Source organism: Telluria mixta, from assembly GCF_029223865.1.
Taxonomy (GTDB): domain Bacteria; phylum Pseudomonadota; class Gammaproteobacteria; order Burkholderiales; family Burkholderiaceae_D; genus Telluria; species Telluria mixta.
Genome location: NZ_CP119520.1, coordinates 5,004,113 through 5,027,957, shown reverse-complemented (window position 1 = coordinate 5,027,957; position 23,845 = coordinate 5,004,113). Strand labels below are relative to the sequence as shown.

At 63.0% G+C, this 23,845-nt stretch carries 17 protein-coding genes; 9 read left to right on the top strand and 8 right to left on the bottom strand.

Annotated elements, in window-relative coordinates; genetic code table 11:
• Positions 1-90 precede the first annotated feature (90 nt).
• From P0M04_RS22380 to P0M04_RS22355, 6 genes are all read left to right on the top strand, one after another.
• A complete protein-coding gene (locus P0M04_RS22380; RefSeq protein WP_259449572.1) occupies positions 91-1,707 on the top strand; it encodes a hypothetical protein in 1,617 nt (538 codons plus the stop codon).
• Between the two features lie 6 nt (positions 1,708-1,713).
• Positions 1,714-2,817: a hypothetical protein gene (locus P0M04_RS22375; protein ID WP_259449573.1), complete on the top strand. Its 1,104-nt coding sequence runs from the start codon at positions 1,714-1,716 to the stop codon at positions 2,815-2,817.
• A 99-nt stretch (positions 2,818-2,916) separates the two neighbouring features.
• Positions 2,917-3,219, top strand: a complete 303-nt coding sequence (locus tag P0M04_RS22370) for a M23 family metallopeptidase (protein ID WP_259449574.1) — start codon at positions 2,917-2,919, stop codon at positions 3,217-3,219.
• A gap of 61 nt (positions 3,220-3,280) precedes the next feature.
• Complete coding sequence (locus P0M04_RS22365; protein WP_259449575.1) at positions 3,281-4,057, top strand: hypothetical protein; 777 nt, start codon at positions 3,281-3,283, stop codon at positions 4,055-4,057.
• 154 nt (positions 4,058-4,211) lie between these two features.
• Positions 4,212-4,616, top strand: a complete 405-nt coding sequence (locus tag P0M04_RS22360) for a hypothetical protein (RefSeq protein ID WP_259449576.1) — start codon at positions 4,212-4,214, stop codon at positions 4,614-4,616.
• A gap of 46 nt (positions 4,617-4,662) precedes the next feature.
• The gene (locus P0M04_RS22355; RefSeq protein WP_259449577.1) at positions 4,663-4,851 is read left to right on the top strand and encodes a hypothetical protein; all 189 of its coding nucleotides are present in this window, start codon (positions 4,663-4,665) and stop codon (positions 4,849-4,851) included.
• A 58-nt stretch (positions 4,852-4,909) separates the two neighbouring features.
• On the opposite strand, the gene P0M04_RS22350 is transcribed toward P0M04_RS22355, so the two are convergent.
• Together P0M04_RS22350 and P0M04_RS22345 are read right to left on the bottom strand one after the other, a co-directional pair.
• Positions 4,910-5,923: a sensor domain-containing diguanylate cyclase gene (locus P0M04_RS22350; RefSeq protein WP_259449578.1), complete on the bottom strand. Its 1,014-nt coding sequence runs from the start codon at positions 5,921-5,923 to the stop codon at positions 4,910-4,912.
• Between the two features lie 69 nt (positions 5,924-5,992).
• On the bottom strand, positions 5,993-7,648 hold the full coding sequence (locus P0M04_RS22345; RefSeq protein WP_259449579.1) for a glycoside hydrolase family 43 protein: 1,656 nt from the start codon (positions 7,646-7,648) through the stop codon (positions 5,993-5,995).
• Between the two features lie 317 nt (positions 7,649-7,965).
• Here P0M04_RS22345 and P0M04_RS22340 point away from each other — a divergent pair, with 317 nt between their 5' ends.
• From P0M04_RS22340 to P0M04_RS22330, 3 genes are all read left to right on the top strand, one after another.
• Positions 7,966-12,684 carry a discoidin domain-containing protein gene (locus P0M04_RS22340; protein WP_259449580.1) on the top strand — a complete coding sequence of 1,573 codons (4,719 nt, stop codon included), beginning with the start codon at positions 7,966-7,968 and terminating at the stop codon, positions 12,682-12,684.
• A gap of 11 nt (positions 12,685-12,695) precedes the next feature.
• On the top strand, positions 12,696-13,298 hold the full coding sequence (locus P0M04_RS22335; protein ID WP_259449581.1) for an NF038129 family PEP-CTERM protein: 603 nt from the start codon (positions 12,696-12,698) through the stop codon (positions 13,296-13,298).
• Positions 13,299-13,565: 267 nt separating this feature from the next.
• On the top strand, positions 13,566-14,357 hold the full coding sequence (locus tag P0M04_RS22330) for a phospholipase D-like domain-containing protein (protein WP_259449582.1): 792 nt from the start codon (positions 13,566-13,568) through the stop codon (positions 14,355-14,357).
• Positions 14,358-14,369: 12 nt separating this feature from the next.
• Here the strand turns inward: P0M04_RS22330 and P0M04_RS22325 are convergent, their stop codons facing one another.
• From P0M04_RS22325 to P0M04_RS22300, 6 genes are all read right to left on the bottom strand, one after another.
• A complete protein-coding gene (locus tag P0M04_RS22325) occupies positions 14,370-15,959 on the bottom strand; it encodes a histidine kinase N-terminal 7TM domain-containing diguanylate cyclase (RefSeq protein ID WP_259449583.1) in 1,590 nt (529 codons plus the stop codon).
• A gap of 94 nt (positions 15,960-16,053) precedes the next feature.
• Complete coding sequence (locus tag P0M04_RS22320) at positions 16,054-18,141, bottom strand: carbohydrate-binding protein (RefSeq protein ID WP_259449584.1); 2,088 nt, start codon at positions 18,139-18,141, stop codon at positions 16,054-16,056.
• Positions 18,142-18,203: 62 nt separating this feature from the next.
• Positions 18,204-19,649: a glycoside hydrolase family 30 protein gene (locus P0M04_RS22315; RefSeq protein WP_259449585.1), complete on the bottom strand. Its 1,446-nt coding sequence runs from the start codon at positions 19,647-19,649 to the stop codon at positions 18,204-18,206.
• Positions 19,650-19,668: 19 nt separating this feature from the next.
• Entirely contained in the window at positions 19,669-20,781 is a 1,113-nt protein-coding gene (locus tag P0M04_RS22310; protein WP_259449586.1) for a glycoside hydrolase family 5 protein, read from the bottom strand.
• Positions 20,781-21,056 carry a hypothetical protein gene (locus tag P0M04_RS22305; protein WP_259449587.1) on the bottom strand — a complete coding sequence of 92 codons (276 nt, stop codon included), beginning with the start codon at positions 21,054-21,056 and terminating at the stop codon, positions 20,781-20,783. Before P0M04_RS22305 ends, P0M04_RS22310 begins: the two co-directional genes overlap by 1 nt.
• A 10-nt stretch (positions 21,057-21,066) precedes the next feature.
• Entirely contained in the window at positions 21,067-23,781 is a 2,715-nt protein-coding gene (locus tag P0M04_RS22300) for a TonB-dependent receptor (RefSeq protein WP_259449588.1), read from the bottom strand.
• Between the last annotated feature and the right edge of the window lie 64 nt (positions 23,782-23,845).

Here is a 23,845-nt window from a genome sequence, read left to right as displayed (position 1 = left end):
GAAAAACTTTCGCGCACCAAAGACTCTACCGAATACACGCCGCTCGCTGCGCCGTCCACTCATTGCTTCGTGTTCGAAGCGTGGAGCCGCATGATGAGCGAGGGACTGCAAACGACCTGGATGCGTGATGCACTATCCTGGGTAACGGATAGGAGCCACACGGACGGGACGTCGAAGGAGGCGTCCAAGCCGATCCACACGTGGATGTGGGAAGCCATACAAGGCGACTTCAATCATGAGCGCAGCGGCGGACAGATCGCCTTCGATGCCGCGATATCGTTCATACCCGGCGTCGACCAGATTTGCGACATCCGTGATCTGGTTGCCGACTGCCGGCAACTGAACGAGGATATCAAGGACGGCGCTGCCTGGCTGTCGCTCGCACTGACACTGATCGGCCTGTTCCCCAGTCTCGGCTCGCTGGTCAAGGGCGCGTTGAAGATCATCTTCCTGTTCGTCCGCAAGCACGGGGTCGATCATCTGATTCTAGCCATCGACAAGGGGATGACCTGGCTGATCACTTACCTGCGCAAGCGAGAAGTGCAACAATATCTCAAGCACATCAAGGTGGACGAGGTATTCCATTGGCTGGCAAAGAAGGTGCGCGAGGTCATCGGCAAGATCAACAAGCAGGCCTTGCTCGGCGCGTTCGACCGCGCCATCGGCGTCTTGAAGAGTCTTTTGGCCAAGGTCGAGTGGATGCCCAAAATCGGCGACCGGGCGCAGGCCACTTACCTCATGGTTCTGAAGATCCGTAAGCAAGCGGATCAGTATATTGCTCATCAGGTCGAACCGTTGCAGAAGATTCTCGATGCGTTTGCTCGACGTCTTGAAGCAGAGTCCATCACCGCGCGAAGCGGTATCCTTAATGCAGGGAATGTACACTTTCGTGGGACGCTTCCAGAGGCTAACGCTGTTGCGCTCATGCAGAAACATCAACCAAAGTGGTTGACCAAAAAGGGAGCCGGGCCTTGGTTCCGCCCTCTGAACCCTTCCGCCCCCAACATTATTAATCGAGTCAAAGCTGCTGTAAGCGATGGCTATCCGGACATTTTGAAGAACGGCCAGGTCAATACCTTTGCCGATATCAGCAAAAAGGATATCGCCGGACCAGCGCGCCTGTACCGCATTCTGTCGCCTTCGAGCGCCGGCGCGAGTCATTGCTGGGTTAGTGAGGAAGTATTCTTGAAACTTATGAAAGAAAGTGACCCGAAGGCAGCTTGGCGCAAATACCTGGCGGTCTGGCCCGACTGGAACGCCAACGGGCAATACGTCGTCTATGAGGTAAAAAAAGGCGAGACGCTGAAGGTTTGGGAAGGCCCGGCGGCGAGCCAGACAAAGGTGGCTGGACAAGGCGGAGCCAAGCACGACCTACCGGATCATTATCTTGAGGGGGGCTGGAATCAGATTGTTTTTTATCCTCATTCGCCAGCGGGACAACCACCATATTCGCTCATGGATGATACTCGGCATTACAAGCGAAAGGCCCCTGGCGACGATTTGACAAACCAGCATGTGCCGCACTCCGTTCACAGTACCTTACCAGACCAACAAAAACCAGACTATGAAGGCATCCGGGCCGAAATCAAGCACCCCAATATTCGAGGCCCCTTCGACACCGGCTGGGGGACAACCGATTTCGACGTGCAACTATCCCAAACAAAGCTTGGGCTGCCATCATTACCAGGCCAAATTACAAACCGGTGAAAACCAATGAACAATCCGCATTCAATTTCGTTGAACCTGCATCAGAAACGGCAAGCCGCTCTGCTGTACCATTTCAGTTCGATAGAATTTCTCGACACGCTTATTGCTCGCGTACGTGCACTCGCGGCGTTTACGGATCAGACTCTGGACTACGTAACAAGAGTCGAACGCGACAAAGCAATGCGAGCACACGGCTGGGCCGAGGGTCATCTGGCCGCGAACTGGTCGACGTACGCCCATCCAATGCTAAACGACTGCTTGCGTGCACTTGTGCGCCAAAAACAGATGCGTGCTACCGAATGGTATGACATCGCGGGCATCAGCAGCACTCTCACAGGCATGAGTCACTTTTCGATGAATTGGACCTTGCCCGAGGAAGAAGAAAAATTTCGCGAACTGAGCAACGAAGCTATCGGCCTCGGCTTTAATCTCGATTCCACGATAAACCATGACTGGACAGATCTGGATCTGGAGTCTTCGTGGGAACTGTACAAAAGCGACATCCCCAGGCTGCCGAAATTCCGAATTCGAACAGATGTCGAAGGAGAAAGCGGCAAACGGCCCATCCGCACCGGTGTATATGTTCCTCAAGATGATCCGAACGGCACTCTGCAATTTGCCTGGACCGGAAATAACGGGGGTGCGCTGGATCTCTGCGACACCTTAAGTGACTTGGGACTCGAATATCTCTCAATAGTCGGGCGCGACAAAATCTGGAGAGCGCCAAACGAGGCCGCAAGGAAGAAGGATCGAGTAGAGCCTACGGACGAGTACTTTGATGACTGGTGCCGTGCAAACAAAAAATTGCGGTTTCCCGATTCCATTTCGTCGCGAAACGCGCGCGCGTTCGTGGAACGCCCATGCAAATGGTATTTCGTTGAGCCGATTGACGGAGAGTTCGAGAATGCTGCCACTATGCCAATGTCCGATATTGACGAGATTCGATGTCTGCCGGGTGATGTTGTCCCGCGTTCAGGTTGGTGGCATTCCCCTGCACTCCGGGGGGAGCAAGGCTTCCGCCACTTCGAACAAGGTTCGAAGTTCCCATCAGATAAGGCGACCGAGTGGGGCATGGTTTTCTGGTATTACGATGCTCAACGACAAAGGTGAGTCACCATGATGCATCGTTACCTAAGGAAGCGCTGAAAAGCTGGGCGTTGTTCTTCGCCAAGCCGCGATAGCGCGTCTTGCGATGCTTGAATAGGCACTTTGGGCATCAACGACTTGCCGGAGCCACAGGCTGCGGAATTCCGCCGCATTAATCCAAACGCAAGAACCATTGGATTTTTCTATGCTCATTTAAGCGAACGTCGTGATACGCCGAAGCAAATCGTCAAGAGCGGCGACGTCATCGGTAAAACTGGTTCATCCGGCAACGCAAGCAAAATGACCAGTATTGCTCTTGGGGCTCACTTGCATTTCGAGGTGCGATTGGAAGCACGAAAGGTGGCTACAGGGCTGGCTAATCATGCAGATCCGCTGCCATTCATTGTAAATTGCACTAATCGCTAACATGAAAAACAGAATTTCGACGACATTACTTATCACTTCGATCTCCCTAGCATTGGGAATCATGCATGCAATGGCCGCTGGGGAACGTCAAGATATGGGTAAATGCTCAAAACATCCATGCCCAAATACTCAAGCTGGCGAGGATCCGGGTGCAATCGAAGTCCGCGAAGGCGGAGAGATCGAAGCTAAACTTCGTGCAAATGCAAGTGATAAGGAACGCTGGTCCACTGTGATATTGCTCTCCAGCTCGAAGGAAAAGCAAGAACTCAGCATTCCAATCATCATGGCTGAGAAATTGAGCCTGTCGTTAGATCCGAAAAAGGGCATATTGACATTCGCCTCGCCCCATGCGACACAATCATTCAAGATTTCGGAAGCAAGCTCAGCCGAGAACTCGAAACCCCCCTGTTTGAAATATCAAGTCCGGGTTATCGACGCCGGATCCGACTACGCATTGGTAAAAAAAACTTGCCCAAAGCAGGAATACCGCCCTCAACGGTTTTACAGGGGAACCGATTATTACATTTATGACCAAAAAACAAACACGATGCGATCAATTTGGTCAGCCTCCACCCAAATCGATACTTCAACACCCTTCCCCACCGCCAAACCCGAGATTTCGATTAGATACCTTAAAGATGGCTACGGATTCGACTGGACCGGGATGTTGCCAAGCGACAATCCACCGCTCTCAATGTCGGTCCATAATATTTACAAACGGGAAGCTGATCAGAATAACCGGTTATCTTTAGTCTGTTATGACGTGACCGATCGTCGCCACCCGGTCAAGGAAAACGAAATGTGTGAAAATGAGAGCCTCGAGCGGATTCGTAATTGATTGCAGCGTCGAAAGTGGGACGTGGGACGCGGGACGTGGGTCAATGCTTGGTCTTGGGCTGCAGAGGCCAGCCAAGGCTGGCCGCACGTTAGTCACGCTTGTTACCGCAGCAGTTCTTTGTATTTCCGGCTGCACAGACCAAGGCAAAAAACTCATGGCCTCCGATGATGCCAAGGCATTGCAACAGCTCGTCGATCTATCGGCCGATCTAAAGTCTGCTCGATGGGAAATGTTCGGAACGCCGGAGTATGAGGGTGGCGTGCCGGGCCACACGGATTACATGACCCTTGTTGCAGAAATTGAACCGCTCACGAATACGGAAAGTTTCACGAGCGGCACGAACGACAAAAAAATTTATGTTGTTCCGGAAGCCGCTCGTCCATGGCTGTCTAGCCACTTCCGAAGCATTCTGGAGAAGAACAAGAACGCGAATCTCGATCTCGCGGCCGCTGTCGGATGCCACGTCTATGATGCGAAGATTAAAAAATCCGGGCGCAAGATCAGCGGTTTTTCGTGCGAAAAATCCGGGACAGTCCTCCTGTATCTTTCATTATTTTGATGATTCGAGCGCCTGGCCGCAGCCTCGACAATGGCCAGGACAACATATGTCCCCTCACAACGAACTGGTTGTGGCGTTCTTCCTGTTGACGACAAATGCAGCGGTGCCTGCGGCGGCGGCGCAGGTGCTTTCGGTGACAGCCAAATACCGTGATAATGAAAAGTGCACCCTGAAATTCGAAGACATCAAACTCCCGGTACGTCAGAGCGCTAGCACGTCGCTCCGGATTATTTGACGCGACAGGGCTGACGTCGACGACAAATAGCACAAAACGTCGTGCTTACCCGCCCTTCTCACGAGCCCGCGCCCACACCCGCACGCCGCCCATGCTTCACCCGATACATGGCCTGATCAGCCAGTTCGATCAGCCGCTCCATGTCATCCCCATCCTCCGGCCACAGCGCGAACCCGACGCTCGCCCCCAGCGGCAGCGCGCGCCCTTCAAATTCGAACGGCGCGCCGATCGCCGTCGTCAATGCCCGGCATTTGCCCGCGACACTGCGGCGATCGCGCACCCCGACAAGGATCACGCCGAATTCATCACCGCCGACGCGCGCCGCCATGTCTTCCGCGCGCAGCTCGCCGCCGATGCGGCTGGCCACTTCGCACAGGGCCGCGTCGCCGGCGCGATGGCCGAGGGTGTCGTTGATCGCTTTCAGCCCATCCATGTCGATGTTCACGACGGCGACGTGCCCCTGGCACCGCGCCGCCCGCGCTAGTTGCTGGCGCAGGCTGTCGTAGAACTGGGCCCGGTTGGCGAGGCTCGTCAGGGCATCATGCGTCGCGCGGTAGTACAAGTCGTTCGATGCGTTCTGCACCGCGTGGTAGATCGCTGCGCCGACGAGCGTCGACAGCAGGCCGAGCACCTGGGCATGCCAGGCGCCAAAGGCATTCACGGACGACGACACGATTTTCAGTACGCCCACCGACTGGTCTTCATGGCGTAGCGGCACGACGAGCATCGAGCGCAGCCCGACCTTGCGGCACGCTTCCCGGTCCACGCGCGGGTCGAGCTCGGCGTCGTCGCAGCGCAGGATTTCATTCCTGTCCACGCACAGGCCGGACAAACTGCCCTCGCGCCGCAGGCGCAAGCCCAATTGCGCCCTCGCGAGACCGGCGGCCGCGCGGTACACCATCTCGGTCCCCTCCGCCAGTTCCACCGCAGCGCCCTCAGCCCGGCACAACGTCGCGGCACGCTGGCTGACCAGCTGCATGACGCCGCCCAGATCCAGGCCCTGGCAGGCGATCTCGGTCTGGATGTCGATGATGTCCAGCAGTACGGCCGCGTCCAGCGTGACGGTACTCATGTCTAGTCAAGAAGAAATATCACAAATAATCACACAGCCAGTGTGGACCATTTGCCCCTTGTTGACAAGTCAATACTGGTGATTGTCGATGCGATAATCCACCTTGTCCACGTCCACGTACCCCTTTTCTGCCGCCGGATTGAACGTGAACACGCCGACACGGCTGCCGCGATAAGCGCCCCACGTCAGCAGAAAGTCGGGCAACACGGTCTTGTACCGGGCCCCATCCGCGCTGACGGCCAGCGTACTCTTGCCATCCAGTCCCCACGTCGAGCGCAGCCAGATCGCATCGTGCGGCCACGGCTGCAGGCGGGTGTAGACGCCGTCCCGCGACACTTCCAGGTAACGCTTGCCCTCCACCATCACGATGCCCGCCGACGCCGTCGATTCAGCCGGATTCGCGGCACGCGGCTGCGCCGTGAAGTGAACGAGGCCGGCATGCTGGCCCTCGGCCATCCCCTTGAGTTCGATCCGCGCGGCGAACGACTGGCCGGGCGTGCGCACGACGCGCTGCGTCAGCACATTGCCCACCTTGAGCAGGTTGCCGCCGTCCAGGCCGGGAAACGCATGCAGGCGCAGGTAACCGGGACGCGCGGACAGCGACCATTTGTCCGCGCGCGGCTGGTAATTCCACTCCCAGACCGGCGCGAGCGCCGGGGCAGCGAAGTCGTCGCCACCTTGCGGAAACTGGCGCGTGGACTGCGTCACCGACATGCGCCCTTCCCATACCATCGTCCCGACGCCGGCCTGGTCGGGCCGACCGATCACCGGCCAGCCGTCGATCCAGTGGACCGGCAACAGGCTCGCGGCCCTTCCCGCCCAGTCGCCGCTGCCGTGGTGGGTGAAGAAATACCAGTTGCCGTCCGGGCCCTGGACGATCCCACCCTGATTCGGCTCCATGGCAGCACGGTCTCCCTGCATCAGCTGGCGTTTCTCCGACCACGGGCCGCGGATCGACGGTGCCCGCCGCATCATCATCACGCGCAGGTCGCCCTGCACTTCGCTGAAGAAGTGGTAATAGGTGCCGTCGAACTTGTACAGCTTGTTGGCTTCGCTGCCCTTGGACTGGTAGATCACGCGGTCCGACCCCGGCACCAGGTCGAGGCTGTCCGCAGTCATTTCCCACAGGTGGATCTTGTACCCGTCACTGAAATGCGTGCCGATGAAATAGCCCTTGCCGTCGTCATCCCAGAACGGCGCGCAGTCGTCCCAGCCCGGCGACCGCAGCAGCGGGTGCAGCGGTGCCCACGGGCCTTCCGGCCGTTCCGCGCTGGTCACGAAATAGCCTTCTTCCGGGGTGCCGAAATACACCCAGAACCGGCCCGCATGGTGGCGGATGGTACCGGCCCAGATGCCCCGGCCGTAGCGGTTCATGCGCTTCCAGTCCAGTTCCGGCGAGATCTGCGTCAGGTCGGGCACCGCGTGGCCCACGGTGCGCCAGTTGACCAGGTCGCGCGAATGCAGCACCGCCATCCCGGGCGAAAACTGGAACGTCGATGAGATCGCGTAATAGTCGTCGCCCACGCGGATCGCGTCCAGGTCGCTGTAATCGGCGGGCAGGACGGGATTGCGATAGCGTCCGTTGCCCAGGTCGCCCCACCGGGTCCAGTCACCCCAGGCGACGCCGTCGCCGGCCTGGCAAGGGCCCGTCATGGCGGCAGCGAGCAGGCCGGACAGTGCGACGGCGCACCAGCGGGAGAGTTCACGTTCGGGAAAGGTGGGCATGTCCGTTGAAGATGGTTCTGTTCGTTAAAAATTTGTGTCCGTCGGATGGGATTAGGTCTACAATTGTATGGTATCGATAACGTGCATTCCTGTCCAGTCCAGCCCAGCTGGCCGATTTTCAAGGCAGCGTTGTCGATACCGTCCGGACTCGGACATATTTCATACATTAAAAACCTCTGGAGGCAGATTTGGCCTTTCCCGGCCCTGGCTCCGGCAAAAGATGTTATCGGTAACCTAAACACAAGAAGAGGTAGAAAAATGGGGGGACAAACATGAGATCCACAACATTAGCTCACGCAGTCAGGCGCATCGCCTGTATGGCGATGTCTGTCGGTATTGCCGCGACGCTGGTGCCTTATCCGGGCCAGGTCGCCATGGCCGCGGACCCGATCGATACGATGGTGACCAGCTACCAGCCCGTCATCAGCGAATCGATCGATGCGAGCGGCTTCAAGCATCCCGGCGTCGGGCTCACGAAGGAGACCCTGGAAACCATGCGGGCCCAGGTCCTGGCGAAGAAGGAGCCCTGGAATACCCACTTCAACATGATGCTCAAGTCGGGCAAGGCGTCGCGCACGGTGGGGATCGCGAACGTCAACGGCGCCGATCCGACGCAGCCGCGTATCCTGGGGATCGATTCCCAGGGCGCCAACGGCCTGTTCATCGCGGACTCCCTGACGGTCTACACGCAGGCGATCCTGTACTACGTGACCGGCGACGACGTGTATCGCGCCAACGCCATGCGGATCCTCCGCCTGTACGAGAAGATGGATCCGTCGAAGTACGTGTACTTCGTCGACTCGCACATCCATACCGGGATCCCGCTCAGCCGGATGATGAGCGGCGCGGAAATCCTGCGCTACACGAGCACCCAGACGCCGGCGCTCGAGTGGACGGATGACGATACGCGGCTGCTCTCCGCCAACCTGGTCACGCCGGTGATCCAGACCTTCGACAACTGCAACTGCCGGTTCATGAACCAGCATCTGTACACGACCATCGCGAAGATGTCGGGTTCGATCTTCATGGGCGACCGCGACGGGTACAACACGGCCGTCGAGTGGTTCACCGTCAACAAGGATGCCCCCGACCCCGCCTGGACCGGATCGATCAAGCAGCTGTTCCGGACGGTGACGAAAAACGACGCCACCGGCGAAGCCATTCCGCCGCAGATCCAGCACGTCGAGATGGGACGCGACCAGGCCCACGGCGCCGGCGACCTCACCAACTCCGAGATCCTCGCGCGCCTGATGATGGCGCAGGGCACCAAGGTCGATCCTGTGACGGGCACGCCGTCGACCGATGCGAACGCGGTGGGTCCCTACGAGTTCATGGACGACCGCCTGCTGGCCGTCCACGAACTGTTCGGCAAATTCATGACCGGCTACGAGATCCCGTGGGTGCCCGTCGCCATGAGCGTCAACCCGGACGGCAGCATCCGCGCGATGTATACCAACGTGTCGCAGTCGTACCGGGGCCGGCTCACCCAGAACACGTGGGAAGCCTTCTATTACTACAAATATGTCCGTGGCATCGACCTGGAACAGGTCTCGCCCGGCTATACGACGATCTACGCCAAGCGCAAGGCCTATAACTGGGACGGCGCCGACGGCGGCGGCGATTTCTGGCTGACGATTCCCAAGGCCGCCGAAGCGGAAGGCAGCAAGTACCTGGGCATCCCGATCGTCGATCCGTACCGTGAAGTGGAAGACCGGTTCACGCCCCTCGCCGGCACGTCGGTGGCACAGACCGAAGGCTCGACCGGGTACGTGCGCAGCACAGCCTCGTCGGAAGGCACGCGCATTGCCGTGTTCAGCTACAACGGCGTCGCCGTCCCGAACTTCGGCTTGCGCATCCGGACCAATGGCCAAGTCATGCTGGACGCCTACGGCATTCCGCTCACGTTGCCGAATACGCGGGGCCAGTGGCGTTACGTCGTGGTGCCGACGAACATCCCCGATCTGCTGCCGCTCACCGTCACCGGCAACGGTACGACGGTCGACATCGACCACATCCACGCCCAGTCCAGCACCTTGCTGAGTCCGCCGGTCTTCAAGGCCGGCAGCGGCGACGCGACGGCCTACACGTATGCCGGCGCCACCATCCCGGTGACGCTCGACCTGTCGGCCACCGACCCGGCCGCGGGCGACGTGGTGACCTACAACATGGACAACCTGCCGCCGGGCGCCACGTTCGACACCAGCACGGGCGCATTCTCGTGGAAGCCGACGCAGGCCGGTACGTACACGTTCGTCGCCGAAGCCTCGGACGGCACGACGGTGACCACCAAGCGGGTCATCGTCGTCGTGGGCGCGGACCGGCAGTCGGCAGTGACGGCCGTGACGGCGCCCGTCAAGCCGGACACGCTGTACGTGACGGCGACGAAGACGGCCTACGAAAGCGCCTACGCGGACCTGCAGGGCACGATCGCGTCGGGTACCGACGACGCCTACTTCCAGAAGCTGGCGGCGTTGCGCACCGCGGTCTCCGGCCTGCAGGAACTGACCCCGCTGCTGAAGGACGGCAGCATGAACTACACGAACCTGTTCTTCAAGACGAACCTGGTGACGAACTTCGGCGACTGGGCAGCGAACGGCGTCGATAACAACACCGACAGCTTCATCGCGTTCACGATCGCGCGGGACAGCAATCGCACGATGACGCTGGACTTCGGTCCCAGCTTCAAGGTGGCGGCGACCGCGTTCCAGATCCAGCCGCGTACCAGCTTCCCGGAACGCGTCGGCGGCGTGACCATCTTCGGTTCCAACGACAACGAGAACTGGACGCAGATCACGCCTGACAAGACGCGTGGGATCGAGGACGTGCAGACGCTGAACGTGGCGGACGAGTTCCGCACCCAGCGCTATCGCTTCTTCAAGATCTCCATGGTCGATCTGCTGTGGTCGTACAACATCCTCGAGCTCGGCGAATTCAGGATCTTCGGTACCCGCTATGAAACGGTGAACAAGCTGACCAACGTGTCGATGAGCTCGGACCAGGCGCTGAAGAACCGGGTCGTGACGGGCAATACGATCAAGGTCACGTTCCAGTCCTCCGAGCCGATCAACAATGTGACGGCGACGATCCAGGGCGAACCCGCAACCCTCACCACCACCGACAACCTGAACTGGACGGCAACGGCAGTCGTCAAGTCCACCACGCCGGCTGGAACGGTGAAGCTCCTCATGAACTACACCACCGCCGACGGCAAGCCCGCTGAACCGGTCCTGTTCACGACGGATTCCAGCACGCTGTTCATCGCGGACCAGAAGGATTACATCGGTAACCTGCTCGACATCACGACCGTGACGGATTCCAACGGCCGCAACGCGACCGATGTGCTGACAAACGCCAGCAGGCTGTTCGACAACAACCTCACGACGCAGACCGATCTCCGTCTCAACGGCAGCGGCAACAACAGCTGGCTGGAGTTCGATTTCCGGGGCGGTGGCACCGTGGCACTGTCGCGCGTCGACGTCATCGGCCTCCAGAACAACAACGCCGGCCGTATCAATGGCACCCTGGTACAGGGCTCCAATGACAATACGACCTGGACGACGATCTCGACCGCCGCGGTGAACAATCCGGACTGGCAGACGCTGAAGATCACCGACACGACGCCGTACCGTTACATCCGCATGACCAACGCCAACGCCTGGTTCGGCAACATGACCGAACTGCGCCTGTACGGCGTGACGGCGTCGACCAACCGGATCGCCTCCGCGTCGCTCACCTCGGCGCAAGCCTTGCGTAACCGCGTCGTGCCGGGCAATACGGTGAAACTGAACTTCACGGCCAAGGAAGCGATCAGTAACGTGACGGTCACGATCGACGGCCTGCCCGCGACGCTCACCACCACGGACAACATCTCGTACGTGGCCACCGCTACCCTGCCCCAGGGCACGCAGCCGGGCCCGGTGAAGTTCGCCATCAACTATGTCACGCAGGACGGCAAGCCCGGCTACCAGGTCACCGAGACGACGGACAGCACCACGCTCACCCTGGTCGACGAGAGCGACGTCATCCGCAACGTCCCGGGGATTGCGACCTTGATCGACTCGACCACGAACCGCAACGCCGCCACCACGCTGACGAACGTGAACGCCCTGTTCGACGCGAATGTGGCCACGGGTTCGGATTTCCGCAACGGCTCCGGCGGCTCGGGTACGGGCTCGTGGGTCGTCTTCGACTTCAAGGAAGGCAACCAGGTCAGCCTGGCGAGCACCGAAATCCTCGCCCGCCAGGACCAGTACTTCACGCGCATCAACGGCGCCGTGTTCCAGGGCTCGAACGACAATGCCAACTGGATCACCTTGACCCCGGCGGCGAAGTCGACGGCGGATTGGCAGACGCTGCCGGTCACGGGTATGGTGCCCTACCGCTATATCCGCGTCTACAACCCGAACGCCTGGTTCGGCAACATGAACGAGGTGCGCCTGCACGGTACGGTACACGGCGCGGACACGACCGCACCGGTCACGACGGCCACCGCGCCGCAGGGCACGGTAACCACGGACGCGACGGTCACGTTCGCGGCCACGGACAACCAGGGCGGCTCGGGTGTCGCAGCGACGTATTACACGGTCGACGGCGGCGCCCAGCAGACGGGGAACACCGTCACGCTGACCACGAGCGGCACGCACACGGTGGGCTACTGGAGCAAGGACTGGGCGGGCAACACCGAACAGGCACACACGGTGACGGTGTCGATCGACAAGTCGGTGGATGTGACGTCCTCCGTGTCGATCGCGCGCTCGGGCCTGACGGTGAACCGGTTCACCAACAAGTACACGGGTACGGTGACGATCACGAATACCGGTGGCCAGACCCTGACCGGTCCGCTGCATCTGCGCCTGCAGGCCTTGAGCGCAGGCGTCACGCTGGACAACCAGACGGGCGTGAAGGATGGCGTGCCGTACATCGCGCTGCCTGACGCCAGCCTGGCCGCGGGCCAGAGCGTCACCCTGACGACCACCTTCTCCAACCCGAACAAGGTCGGCATCGCGTACACGCCGGCCCTCTTCAGCATCAAGTAAAGGACCTGACCATGTTTCGCTTCAAGCATTTCTTATCCTGGCTGACACTCGCGGCCGCGCTGACCGGCGCCTGCGGCCAGGCAGCCGCCACGCCGATCTACCACGTCGACATCGACACGGCGACGCTGGGCTCGGGTCCTGCGTTCCTGGAGCTGTACTTCCTGGGCCTGGACGGCGCCCCGGCCGCGGCCGCCATCGTGAGCGGCCTGACGGGCGCGCTCGACGGCGCAGCAAGCCTGACGGGCACGGTCGCCGGCACAGTGCCCGGTCCCTTCGTGTTCGGCAATGCCGGCGGCGGCGGCGACCTGGTCCAGGCCATCCAGCTCGGCGGCAAGTTCAGCTTCGACGTCACCTTCACCATGCTGCCGGGCGACATCGGCACGACGTTCGGCTGGGCGCTGTTCGACACGACGCACTACCTGGGCGCCGACGGCGACCTGGGCAACCTGTTCCTGCAGCCGTTTGTCCCCGGCGGTGGGCAGATCCTGGTGGCGGCGCCTTCGACCCGGGTCAGCAGCGTGACCGCGATTCCGGAACCGTCGACGGCGGCCCTGATGCTGGTTGCCATGCTGGCGATGGTGGCGTGGCGGGGGCGTGAAGCGCGCAGGTTCTGAGCGGTCCTGAACGCGTAACGCAACCCCGGAAGCCGGTATTCGGTTTCCGGGGTTTTTCACATTTGGCCGTCCGGACTTCCCTGTTATCCATCCTGAATACGCAACACACATATTTACGAATATTTTGCAACCGACCGCTTGTGATTTAACAAAATTGCAGTTAAATTATTCCCAGTCGACCACGCCATCAATCTGGGCGGCACGCCGCCGACCGTCAACTCGCCGAACGGCGACCGGCTGCTGCGGGAAGTCCGGCGCGAATACTGGGTGGCGAAACACGGCCGGCGCGACGCGCTGTGGTCGCTGCGGCGCGCGCTCGGGGAAGCGCGTGAGCTCATCTACATCGAAAGCGCGCAGTTCGCGCCGACGGCCGCCAACAACGGCGGCACGCCGGCCCACATGCTGGACCTGGCCCAGGTGATCATCGACCGCATGACGGATCACCGCGACCTGCGCGTGGTGGTGGCCCTGCCGTGGGACACCGATTTCGCGCACAGCGGCCCGCCGATGAATTTCGAGACGTTCGTGCAGCAGGCGATCGGCGCACGCAAGGCGCTCGTATCGACATTCCCGGGCATCATCAGCGACCGGCTGGCCGTGTTCCACCCGCTCGGCTTCCCGGGCCGCGCGACCGCGATACGCAGCTCAGTGGTCATCGTCGACGACGTGTATTCGCTGGTCGGCACGAGCCATTTCCGGCGGCGCGGCATCACGTTCGACTGCGCCGCCGACCTGGTCTCGTTCGACCGCACGATCGAAGACGGCTATTCAAAGAAGCTGCGCCAGTTCCGGCGCGCGCTGATGGCCACCAGGCTGGGCGTGCCGGTCGGGACGGGGCCCGCCAACGCGACGGCGGAATGGGCGGCGCTGGAGCTGCCGCGCACCGCGTTCGGCGTCGTGCGCAACCTGCTGGGAGAAAGCGGTGCTGGGCTGATCCAGCCGCTGTGGGAGGGGTACAACCCGGATGTGATCCCGACCACGGTGGACGAGGCCGATCCGGATGGAACGGATGGGATGAAGCTGCTCGATACGCTGGCGAGTTTCCTGGCGAAGGCGTGAGGTGCCGAGAAATCACGACTCGACGTGCACGGCCGCCTGGCATACCTGATTCCTGCCGGCCGCCTTGGCGGCATACAGCGCCGCGTCGGCCGCCGCAAGCAGCGATGCTTCGTCGCGACCGTGCAGCGGAAACAGCGCGACGCCCGCCGAGAACGTCCGGCTGACGTCGAGGCCGTTGGACGCAAACCGCAGCGCCGCAAATGCAACGCGCAATTCGTTGATGCGTTCGACAGCCAGCTCCAGCGTCACGTCGCGCATGATGACGACGAACTCTTCGCCGCCATACCGGCATGGGGAATCGGTCGGCCTGACCTGTTGCCGGAGCAGTCCACCGAGCGCCCGCAGGATCGCGTCGCCGAGCGCGTGGCCATAAACGTCGTTGACCGACTTGAAATGGTCGACATCGATCATGACGACGGCGAACGATCCCTGGGTCCGCGCACTGCACGTCAATTCGCGTGCCAGCGCGTCCGTCAGGTAGAGGCGGTTGTACAGCCCCGTCAGAGGATCGCGGATGACCTGCTCCTGCAACTGCGCCTGCATGGACTGGATGGTGTCCAGTTGCGCCTTGAGCTGCGCGTTTGCCTGCTCGAGGGCGAGCGACGTCCTCCTGGCTTCCGTGACGTCGCGCACGATCAGGACGGCGCCGATCGTGTTGCCGTCGTCATCGCAGATGGCAAACGTGCGCAGTTCGAGATGCCGCGTACCGCCATGCACGAATTCCGTCGTCGTCGGGGTATTGCCGGGACGGGCCACGTATTCATCCAGCTCGGCCAGTTGTTCGCCGAGCAACCGGCCCGGCTTGACCGGCTGGCCGATTTCGAAAATTCGCCGGATCGCGGCATTGCTTTCGACGATACGCCGCTGCGCATCGATCACGATGAAGCCGTCGGTGATCGCCGACCCGATTTTCTGACGTGCCACGGCGACGAGATCGAACAGGCCGCGGCGGAAGATGGCCAGCGAGACAAGGATGCCGCTCACGACCAGGCCGATCGGGGTGGGATCGAGATCCGGCGGCGACACGCCCGCGATGAACGTCACGTTGCAGATGATCGGGACGATGAGTGCGCCCAGCAGGATGCGCGTCTGGCGCCGGACGTACGTCGATCCCTGCGCATACGCGGCGACCAGCGCAAGCACGGCTTTTCCGACCAACACATAGCTGTACAACGAATGGACCCAGAACAGCGGGCCCATCTGGAAAATGCTGTCCGTTGCCACACCGCGCCAGGTGCCGAAGCACAGGTCGTGCAGCGGCGACAACGCGACCGCGAGTACGACGGCAGGCACGATCGCCAGCGCCAGGAGTCGCGACGGGCGCCATGTGTTCGTGCCGCGGGTGTAGCTCAGCACGAAGATCAGCGTAAGCGGCGCGATGCTGACGACGGCGGGGAAGATGACGCGCATCCGCAGGAACATGCCTTCGTCCGGCCACAGGCGCGCGAACGGCAGCGCGTAGCAGGCCAGCCACCAGGCGGCGCTGAGCTGCATGGCCAGCAGCGCCGGCGCACCGGGGGCGTGGCGGCGCGTCCAGGCAACGGATGCCGGGAACAGCGCCGCCACGGCACCGGCCAACAGGAGGAAGTTAAAGATGTGCATGGTCGCGAATGGGCAGGTGTCCATCTTAGCATCGCGTCACGCATTATTTCCCGTTGGAACTACTTTTTGTTACATGCAAACAACATCACACGCATCACTGCTTCGTGAGCTGCCACCAGTTCATGTTCCACCCGCCGACCTTCGAGAAAATCGTCAGGTTCTGCTGGCCGGCCGTCAGGTTCACGGTCGCACTGACCGTGGTCCAGTTCTGCCACCCGCCCGTATTGGGCACCGTGACGACGGCCAGTTCCGTCGCGTCCTTCTTGAAGGCGAGCTGGCCGCCGGTGTTGGCCGACGCCACGCGGAACTGCACCGTGTACGCGCCGGAGGTCGGGACGTTGACCGGGTAGCTCATCCAGTCGTTGTTGTCCGTGTGGCCGACGTTGAAGCCGCCGCCCGTGTCCGTCGTCGTCTCGACCTGCATGCCCGCGTGGTACTGGAACATCTCGGCCTCGATGCGCTGGCCGACGGTGGGTTGCCAGTTCATCCAGTACGTGATGTCGGCGTTGCGCACGAGCGGTTGCGACCCGAAAGCCTTGAAGTAGGCCTCGACCTGGGTATTGCTGGCCGTGCTGACGTTCAGGCCGCCGTACGTGCCGCCGCTCGCGCTGTTGGTCACGAGTCCCCAGCCCCAGCCCGACGTGGCGCCGCTGGAACCGCCCGTCGACGTGTTCTTGTACGCCCAGCTCGTGCCGGCCCAGCCCAGCGAGTTGAACACGTCGAAGGCCTTGCGCGTGTTCTGCCCGCCGTAGCTGCCCACCAGCGTCCACGGCTGGAACTCGCCGACGAGGAACGGCGTGTTCAGCGCCGTCAGCTTGGCGTCCCACGGGCAGACTTCGCGCGAGTCGCCGGTCGCGCAGTGCAGCCAGTTCTGGTACATGTTCGCCTGCGCCGTCGCGCCCGAGACCTCGTTCCAGCCCCACAGGCCCGGATAGAAATGCATCCAGAACGCGGCGTTGGACAGGCCGTGCGACGCCGGGTTGCCGTAGGCGTCGATGCCGCTGTTATGGCCCGGCAGCAGGATCACGTGGTTCGGATCCTTGTTGCGCACGACGGCGGCCAGCTGGTACGCGAAATTCGCGAGCGTGGTCGCGTCGGTGCCCCACGGTTCATTCAGCAGGTCGTAGGCCAGCACGGCGCCGCGGTCCTTGTAGCGCGAGGCGATCATGTCCCACAGCCACTTGGTGCGGTCCTGGTAGGTGGAATTGGTCCACATGGCCGCCGGCCCCACGCAGCCGTCGTGCTGCTCGCTCGACGCCGCCTGGCCGCCGACGGCGCCGTGCAGGTCGAGGATCACGTACATGCCGCGCTTTTCCGCCTCGTCGATGGCGAAGTCCAGGTATTTCCACGCGTCCGCGCGCAGCGAGTACGGTACCGCCTCGTTTTCGACGACGTTGTACAGGAACGGCACGCGCACCACGTTCATGCCCATCGCCGCCATCTGGTCGAAGTCGCGCGTCGTGATCCAGTTGTCGCGCCACACGCCCATCAGGCGTTCCTTTTCCGTGGCGCCGAAGCGGGATGTCAGCGTGTTCTCCAGCGTGCACTGGTCCGGCACCGCGCCGTTCGACGTACTGATCGAGGAGCCCAGCATCCAGAATTCCATCGCCAGCCAGTTGCCCAGATTGGTCCCGCGCAGGTTCAGGCGCTTGCCGTTCGCGTCGACCCAATACTTGCCGCTCTGGTGCACCATGGGTAGCGATCCCACCGCCTCCTTCGCGAAGCCGATCCAGTTCAGGTTGAAACCGCCGCCCTTGGCATATACGGCGATCGACTGCGGCCCGGCCGACAGGAACACGCGGGTGGTAACGGTCTGCCAGTTCTGCCAGCCGCCCGTGTTCGGCAGCGCGATCGTCGGGCCCATGTCCTGGCCGTTCTGGCTCAGCACGACCTGTCCGGTCGTGCCGGTCGTGGCGATGCGGTACGACACCGTGTACCAGCCGGACGAGGAAGGATTGACGGAATAGCTCATCCAGTCGCCGGTGTCGATGTAGCCGACGTCGCTGCCGCCGCCGGTGTCCGCCGTCGGTTCGATGACGACGCCCGACATGCCGGCGTACGTCTCCGCCTGGACCGTGCCGGGCAAGGCCGTCTGCGCCTGCGCCGAGGCGGCGAGCAGGCCGCCGGCCAGCGCCAGCAGGGCCGCGGCCCGGCGCGTGGTTGGAACGAGGTTGCGATTCAATTGGGTCTCCTTGTTGTAATGGTCGAGCGATTGAACTGCGGGCAGTACCGGATCACCTCCTTTCAGCGCACGACGGTCTGGATCGCGTGCGCGGGAATGTCGACCGCCGTTTCCATGCGGTCGACGACGAGACGGTAGCGCTGCGGCTGATCCGTCCTGTTCATGACGACGACCGCGAGCCGGCCGTCGCCGTTGCGGAACGCGACCGTCTGCAGGGTGCTGCGGCTCGCGGCCGCGCCGACGCGGCGCGCGCCGGGGCGGATCCAGCGCGAGAAGTGCCCCATGTAGGCATACCCCGGCGTGAACACGAGCCGGCCGTCGTCGCCGGCGTGCAGCAGCGCGAAGCAGTAGTTGCCGACGTGGTTCGGGCCGCCGCGGCTGTCGAGCAGCATGTTCCAGTCGACCCAGCCGCTCGAACCGGCGGCCAGGTCGGCGATGATCTCGCTGCCATAGCGTTCGCCGTTCGCCCAGCTCTGCACCTGGCCCGGGTCGAACTTCTCGATCGAGGACTCGGTCAGCAGGAAGGGCACGTCGGGCCACGCTTCGTGGACGGCAGCCAGGTTGCGGTGCATCGGCTCGCCCTTGGCCCACGTCTCGTACCAGTGGTAGCCGACACCCCACACGTACGGCCGCGCTTTCGGATCGTTCAGGATATGCGCGGCGCGCTGCGGCAGCAGGTCGCGGTTGTGGTCCCAGACGATGACCTTCTTGTCGCCCAGCCCGGCCGCCTTCAGCGCGGGCCCCAGGTGGTCGCCGAGGAAGCGCGTCTCGTCCTCGGCCGAGAAGATCATCGATTCCCAGGTCTGCTTCGCCATCGGTTCGTTCTGCACCGACAGGCCCCACAACGGGATGCCCTCCTTCTCGTACGCCTGGACGAACTTGACGATGTACTGCGCCCACGTGTCGGCGTACTCGGGCAGCAGGCTACCGCCGCCCAGCATGGAGCCGTTCGTCTTCATCCACGCGGGCGCGCTCCACGGACTCGCGAACACGCGCATTTGCGCGCCGTAGGCCTTGCCCGCGTCCAGCGCCCGGTGCAGCAGCGGCAGGCGGTAGCGGCGATCGTGGCCGATGTCGAACGATGCCAGCGCACGGTCGCCGTCCTTCACGTACGTGTAGCTGCCGCTGGAAAAATCCGAGCTGTGGATTGTCGTGCGGAGGATCGTGTAGCCCAGGCCCTCGCGCGGGTCGAGGTAGGCTTTCAGGAACGCCTGCTGCGCGTCCGGCCTGAGCTTCGCATACGTCTCGGCGGCGGCGTCGGTGATGGCGCCGCCGAAGCCGAATACTTCCTGGTAGCGGTGCCCGGTGTCGACGAAGACGGCGGTCTCCGTCTCCAGCGGCTGGCTTGCGGCACGCGGCGCGTCGAGCCGTTGCGCCGCGAAGGGCTGGCCGCCCTGCGCAGTCGTGTACAGCTGCCAGGGCTGGTCCGCCGCATTCGCCCGTACGATGCCGGGCAACAGGGCGGCGGCGACGCACGCCAGGCGGATCATGGTTCGTCTCGTGGTCACGATGGTCTCCTCGTTGTCGTTACAGGCCCGCGAACGGATCGGGGGCGTTGGAGCTGGTCATCCAGTCGCGCAGCGGCTGGTGCGGCTCGTAGCGCACGCTGCCGTACCGCTTGAACAGGCTCTCGATGTCGGCCAGCGCCGCCGTGTTGAAGTCGAGCGCGGGGATCGTCTCGCCCGCCGCGTTGGTGACCATGCCCCACGTCCCCGTGCCGTGCCCGCCCGCGTTGCTGGCGTACTTGTAGGCCCAGACGGTCGTGGCCCAGCCGAGCTTCGCGTACGTGTCGAAGGTGGCGCGCGTCACCTGTGCGCCCGTTTCCAGGCCCATGCTCGCCCACGGCTGCGTCTCGCCGACGAGGAACGGCGTCTTGAGGCCCTGGATGCGCTTGTCCCATTCGCACACGCCGGTCGTCTTCGCCGCATTGCAGAGCAGCCAGTCGCGGTGCACGGCCGGGCCGATCGACCCCCAGCCGAACAGGCCCGGATAGAAGTGCATCTCGAACGCGACATTCGTCATGCCCTTCGCGGCCGGGTCGCCGTACGCGCCGATGCCGCTGCTGTGGCCCGGCAGGATGGCGACGTGGTTCGGGTCCACGGCGCGCACCGCCGTGTACAGCTTCCCGATGAAGGCGGCGAGCGTGGCCGGATCGGTGCCCCAAGGCTCGTTCAGCAGGCTGTAGCCGGCCACCGACGGGCGGTCCTTGTAGCGCGCCGCCACCTGCTGCCACAGCCACACGGTGCGGTCCTGGTAGGCCGGCGTGGTCCACAGTCCGGCGGGACCGGTGCACCCGTCGTGCTGTTCCTTCTCCCCGGCCTGGCCGCCGGCGGCGCCGTGCAGGTCGAGGATCACGTAGATGCCGCGCCGCTCCGCTTGGGCGATCGCATCGTCCAGGTAATGCCAGGCGTCGGCACGCAGCGTGCCGGGATGCTGTTCGTCTTCTACCAGCGTGTGGATGAACGGCAGGCGCACCACGTTCACGCCGAAGCGCGCGAGCTGGTCCCAGTCGGCCGGCTGCATCCAGTTGTCGCGGAACAGCTTGAACAGGCGGTCGCGCTCCGCGTAGCCGAAACGCTTGTCGAGGACCGCCTCCAGCCTGCATTGCGTGTCGACGCCGTTCGAGCCCTGCCCCATCATCAGAATTCGTTGATGAGCCAGTTGCCGATATTCGCGCCCTTCAGGTGGATTTCGGCGCCGTCGGCCGTCACCCACTTCGCGCCCTGGGCGTGGATCATCTGTGCCGCATGCGTGATCGGCACCGCTGGCCCCGGCTCGACCGGGTGCGCCGTCGGCGGCGGCGTGACGGTCACAGGGGCCGGCGCCTGCGTCGGCGGCATGGCCGTGCCGCCGCCAGAGCCGCCGCAACCGGCGCACAGGACGAGTGCGGCCAGCGCCGCCATCGTGAGTCGCATCGCCGTCTCCTTACAGGCGGTAGTTCAGGCCCAGCAGCACCTGGCGGCCGTAGGTCGTGTAGCGCTCGGGCGCATAGGCGCCGCTCGCGAACGGGCTGCCCTGCTTCGTCTGGTACGGCGAGTTGTTCAGGTTATTCACCTGCAGCAGGATCGACAGGCCTTTCAGGCTGCCCTGCTCGAACGCGTAGCCCGTCTGGAAGTCGATCTGCTTCTCGGCCAGGATCTCGCTGAACGAGCGCAGCGCGAACAGGCCGGTGACTTCGCCGCGGAAGGCCGAGCGGTAGCGCTGGCTCACGCGCGCCGAGAAGCCGTTCTTTTCGTAGAACAGCGTCACGTTCGACACGCTGCCCGACAGGCCCGGCAGCTTCTCGCTCGTCCCCGGGCCATTCGGGTGGATCGACGACGCCGTGAGCGAATAGCTGCCGAGGATGCCGAAGCCGTCCAGCGCATGCCACAGCAGGCCGCCTTCGAGGGAGCCCGACAGCTCGAGGCCCTTGACCATGCCGCCCTGGCCGTTGGCCGGGCGATTCATCGTGCCGATATTGCTGATCGGGACCGTCTTCGACTGCGTCGGGAAGCCGGTGAAGTCGTACGCCGTCTGCTGGTTGTAGATGTAGTTGGTCAGGTTTTTATAAAACGCGGCGACGGCGACATAGCTGCTCTTGGCGAAGTAGTTTTCGAGCGACAGGTCGAATGCGCGGGCGCGCCACGGTTCCAGCGTCGGATTGCCGCCGCTGCCGCTCCATTCGCGCGTCGTGTCGCTGATGCCGCCGGACGCGCCGGCGCGCATGTCCTGCATCTGCGGACGCGCCACCGTCTTCGCGGCCCCGAAGCGCAGCGCGGTGCGGTCGACGAAGTGGCCCAGGTCGAAATTCAGGTTCAGGCTGGGCAGCACGTCGCGGTAGTCGCTGCCGCCGTGCAGCGGGGTGATGGTGTCGCCCGCCACCGCCAGGCCATCCGATCCCTGCTTCACGCCGATCACCTGCACGCCCAGGTTGCCGCGCACGGGGACGGGACCGAGATCGGTATCGATACCCAGCTTGGCGTAGCCGGTGGTGACCTTCTCTTCCACGCTCCAGTTCTGGATCGCCAGGTCGGCGCTGCGGGCCGGCTGCTGGTCGTAGTACTTGGCCAGCACGGCCAGCGTATCGTACGTAAGCACGGCCGGAATGCCGGCGAACGACAGCGACGTGGACGGCTTGATCAGGTCCGACGACACGGACACCGGCGCGTGATTATTCTTCAGGAAGTAGTAGTTGTTGATGTCCGTGTGCTTCTTGTCGCGCTTGGAATAATTCAGGCCGCCCTCGACGTAGCTGAACATGCCGGTCAGGCTGCGCTTCGCCGACACCTTCAACGAGCCGAGCGTGTCGTCAACCTTGGGACGGTGCATGTCCGCATCCTTGCCCCAGCCGCCGACGTCCGTGAGCTTGATGAGGGCCGGGTTCGTGAAATCCACGCTCGGCGTGAACTTCGGGATGCCGTCTTCGACCGGGATCCTGAACTGGAAGTTGTTGTCCGTGATGCCCGAATTCGCCGGACCGAGGCCGGCATAGGTCTCCAGCACCTGCTCGTGGCGCCTGGCCTGCGAGTACGACAGGTCGCCGATGAATTCCCATTCGCCCGTCCGGTACTTGTTGTTCCAGCCGAGCGCGCCCAGCGTGTCCTTGCGGGTGTTGTAGTCGTTGCGGGCGATCGGCTCCAGATTCACGAGCGTGCCGCCGGTCAGCAGTTTCACGTTGCCGATCGTCTCGATCTGCGGATCGCGATAGGTCACGGCGCTCCACTGGTGCGAGTTCCACATCATGCCGCGCATGATTTCCGTCTGGTCGAACTGCGAGTAGTACAGGTCGACGGTGCTGCGGAATTCACGCGACGGCTTGTAGTCCAGCACGGCCATCAGGCCGTCGCGCACCTGCTTGCGCGACGTCGCTGTCACTTCGGCACCTTTCAGGGCCACGACATCGGCATTCCCCGGCGGCAGGTTGTTCTGGTCGCCCCACCACCAGGCCTTGTATTCCTTCTGCTGGCCCGGCGAATTCAGGTGCGCGAAGCCGACGGCGACACCCAGCGTGTTGTTCATGAACTGGTCGATGTAGGCGAAGCTGACGCGCTGGCCCCAGGCCGACGATTCGTCGTTCAGCTTGCCGTTGCCGTTGCGCTCGCCGCGCACGTTGAACGCCAGCGCGCGCTCGCGGCGGTCGAGCGGACGCACGGTCTGCAGGTCCACGGTGCCCGACAGGCCCTGCCCAACGAGCGACGCGTCCGGCGTCTTGTACACGGTGACGCCGTTGATCAGCTCGGACGGATACTGGTCGTATTCGGCGCCGCGATTGTTGCTCGTGCTGACCAGTTCGCGTCCGTTCATCAAGGTGCCGGCGAAGTCCGGCGACAGGCCGCGCAGCGAGATCACCTGCGCACGCCCGGCGACGCGCTGGGCCGTGAGGCCCGGCAGGCGCGCGATCGACTCGGCGATCGACACGTCCGGCAGCTTGCCGATGTCCTCGGCCGTGATCGCTTCGACGATGGAATCGGAATCGCGCTTGATGGCCATCGAACTCTCGATGCTGCCGCGGATGCCGGTGACGACCACGGTGTTCGCGGTGGCGTCGCCGGTCTCCTGCGCGGCGGCGGCGCCACCCCACAACAGGGCGGCACAGGCGGCCGCGATCGGGGTGATGGACAGGATGCGTTGCTGGGGGCGGGCTGTGCCGGGTTGGTGCATGGTGTCTCCTCGTTGTTTTAATGATGTGATCCTGGAAGCGCATCCATCCGCACCGCGGGTGGAA

Bases quoted from the DNA above. Each gene is read 5' to 3' on its own strand.
- P0M04_RS22380 (WP_259449572.1), top strand. From the start codon at position 91: ATGATGAGCGAGGGACTGCAAACGACCTGGATGCGTGATGCACTATCC.
- P0M04_RS22375 (WP_259449573.1), top strand. From the start codon at position 1,714: ATGAACAATCCGCATTCAATTTCGTTGAACCTGCATCAGAAACGGCAA.
- P0M04_RS22365 (WP_259449575.1), top strand. From the start codon at position 3,281: ATGCATGCAATGGCCGCTGGGGAACGTCAAGATATGGGTAAATGCTCA.
- P0M04_RS22360 (WP_259449576.1), top strand. From the start codon at position 4,212: ATGGCCTCCGATGATGCCAAGGCATTGCAACAGCTCGTCGATCTATCG.
- P0M04_RS22355 (WP_259449577.1), top strand. From the start codon at position 4,663: ATGTCCCCTCACAACGAACTGGTTGTGGCGTTCTTCCTGTTGACGACA.
- P0M04_RS22350 (WP_259449578.1), bottom strand. From the start codon at position 5,923: ATGAGTACCGTCACGCTGGACGCGGCCGTACTGCTGGACATCATCGAC.
- P0M04_RS22345 (WP_259449579.1), bottom strand. From the start codon at position 7,648: ATGCCCACCTTTCCCGAACGTGAACTCTCCCGCTGGTGCGCCGTCGCA.
- P0M04_RS22340 (WP_259449580.1), top strand. From the start codon at position 7,966: ATGGCGATGTCTGTCGGTATTGCCGCGACGCTGGTGCCTTATCCGGGC.
- P0M04_RS22335 (WP_259449581.1), top strand. From the start codon at position 12,696: ATGTTTCGCTTCAAGCATTTCTTATCCTGGCTGACACTCGCGGCCGCG.
- P0M04_RS22325 (WP_259449583.1), bottom strand. From the start codon at position 15,959: ATGCACATCTTTAACTTCCTCCTGTTGGCCGGTGCCGTGGCGGCGCTG.
- P0M04_RS22310 (WP_259449586.1), bottom strand. From the start codon at position 20,781: ATGATGGGGCAGGGCTCGAACGGCGTCGACACGCAATGCAGGCTGGAG.
- P0M04_RS22305 (WP_259449587.1), bottom strand. From the start codon at position 21,056: ATGCGACTCACGATGGCGGCGCTGGCCGCACTCGTCCTGTGCGCCGGT.
- P0M04_RS22300 (WP_259449588.1), bottom strand. From the start codon at position 23,781: ATGCACCAACCCGGCACAGCCCGCCCCCAGCAACGCATCCTGTCCATC.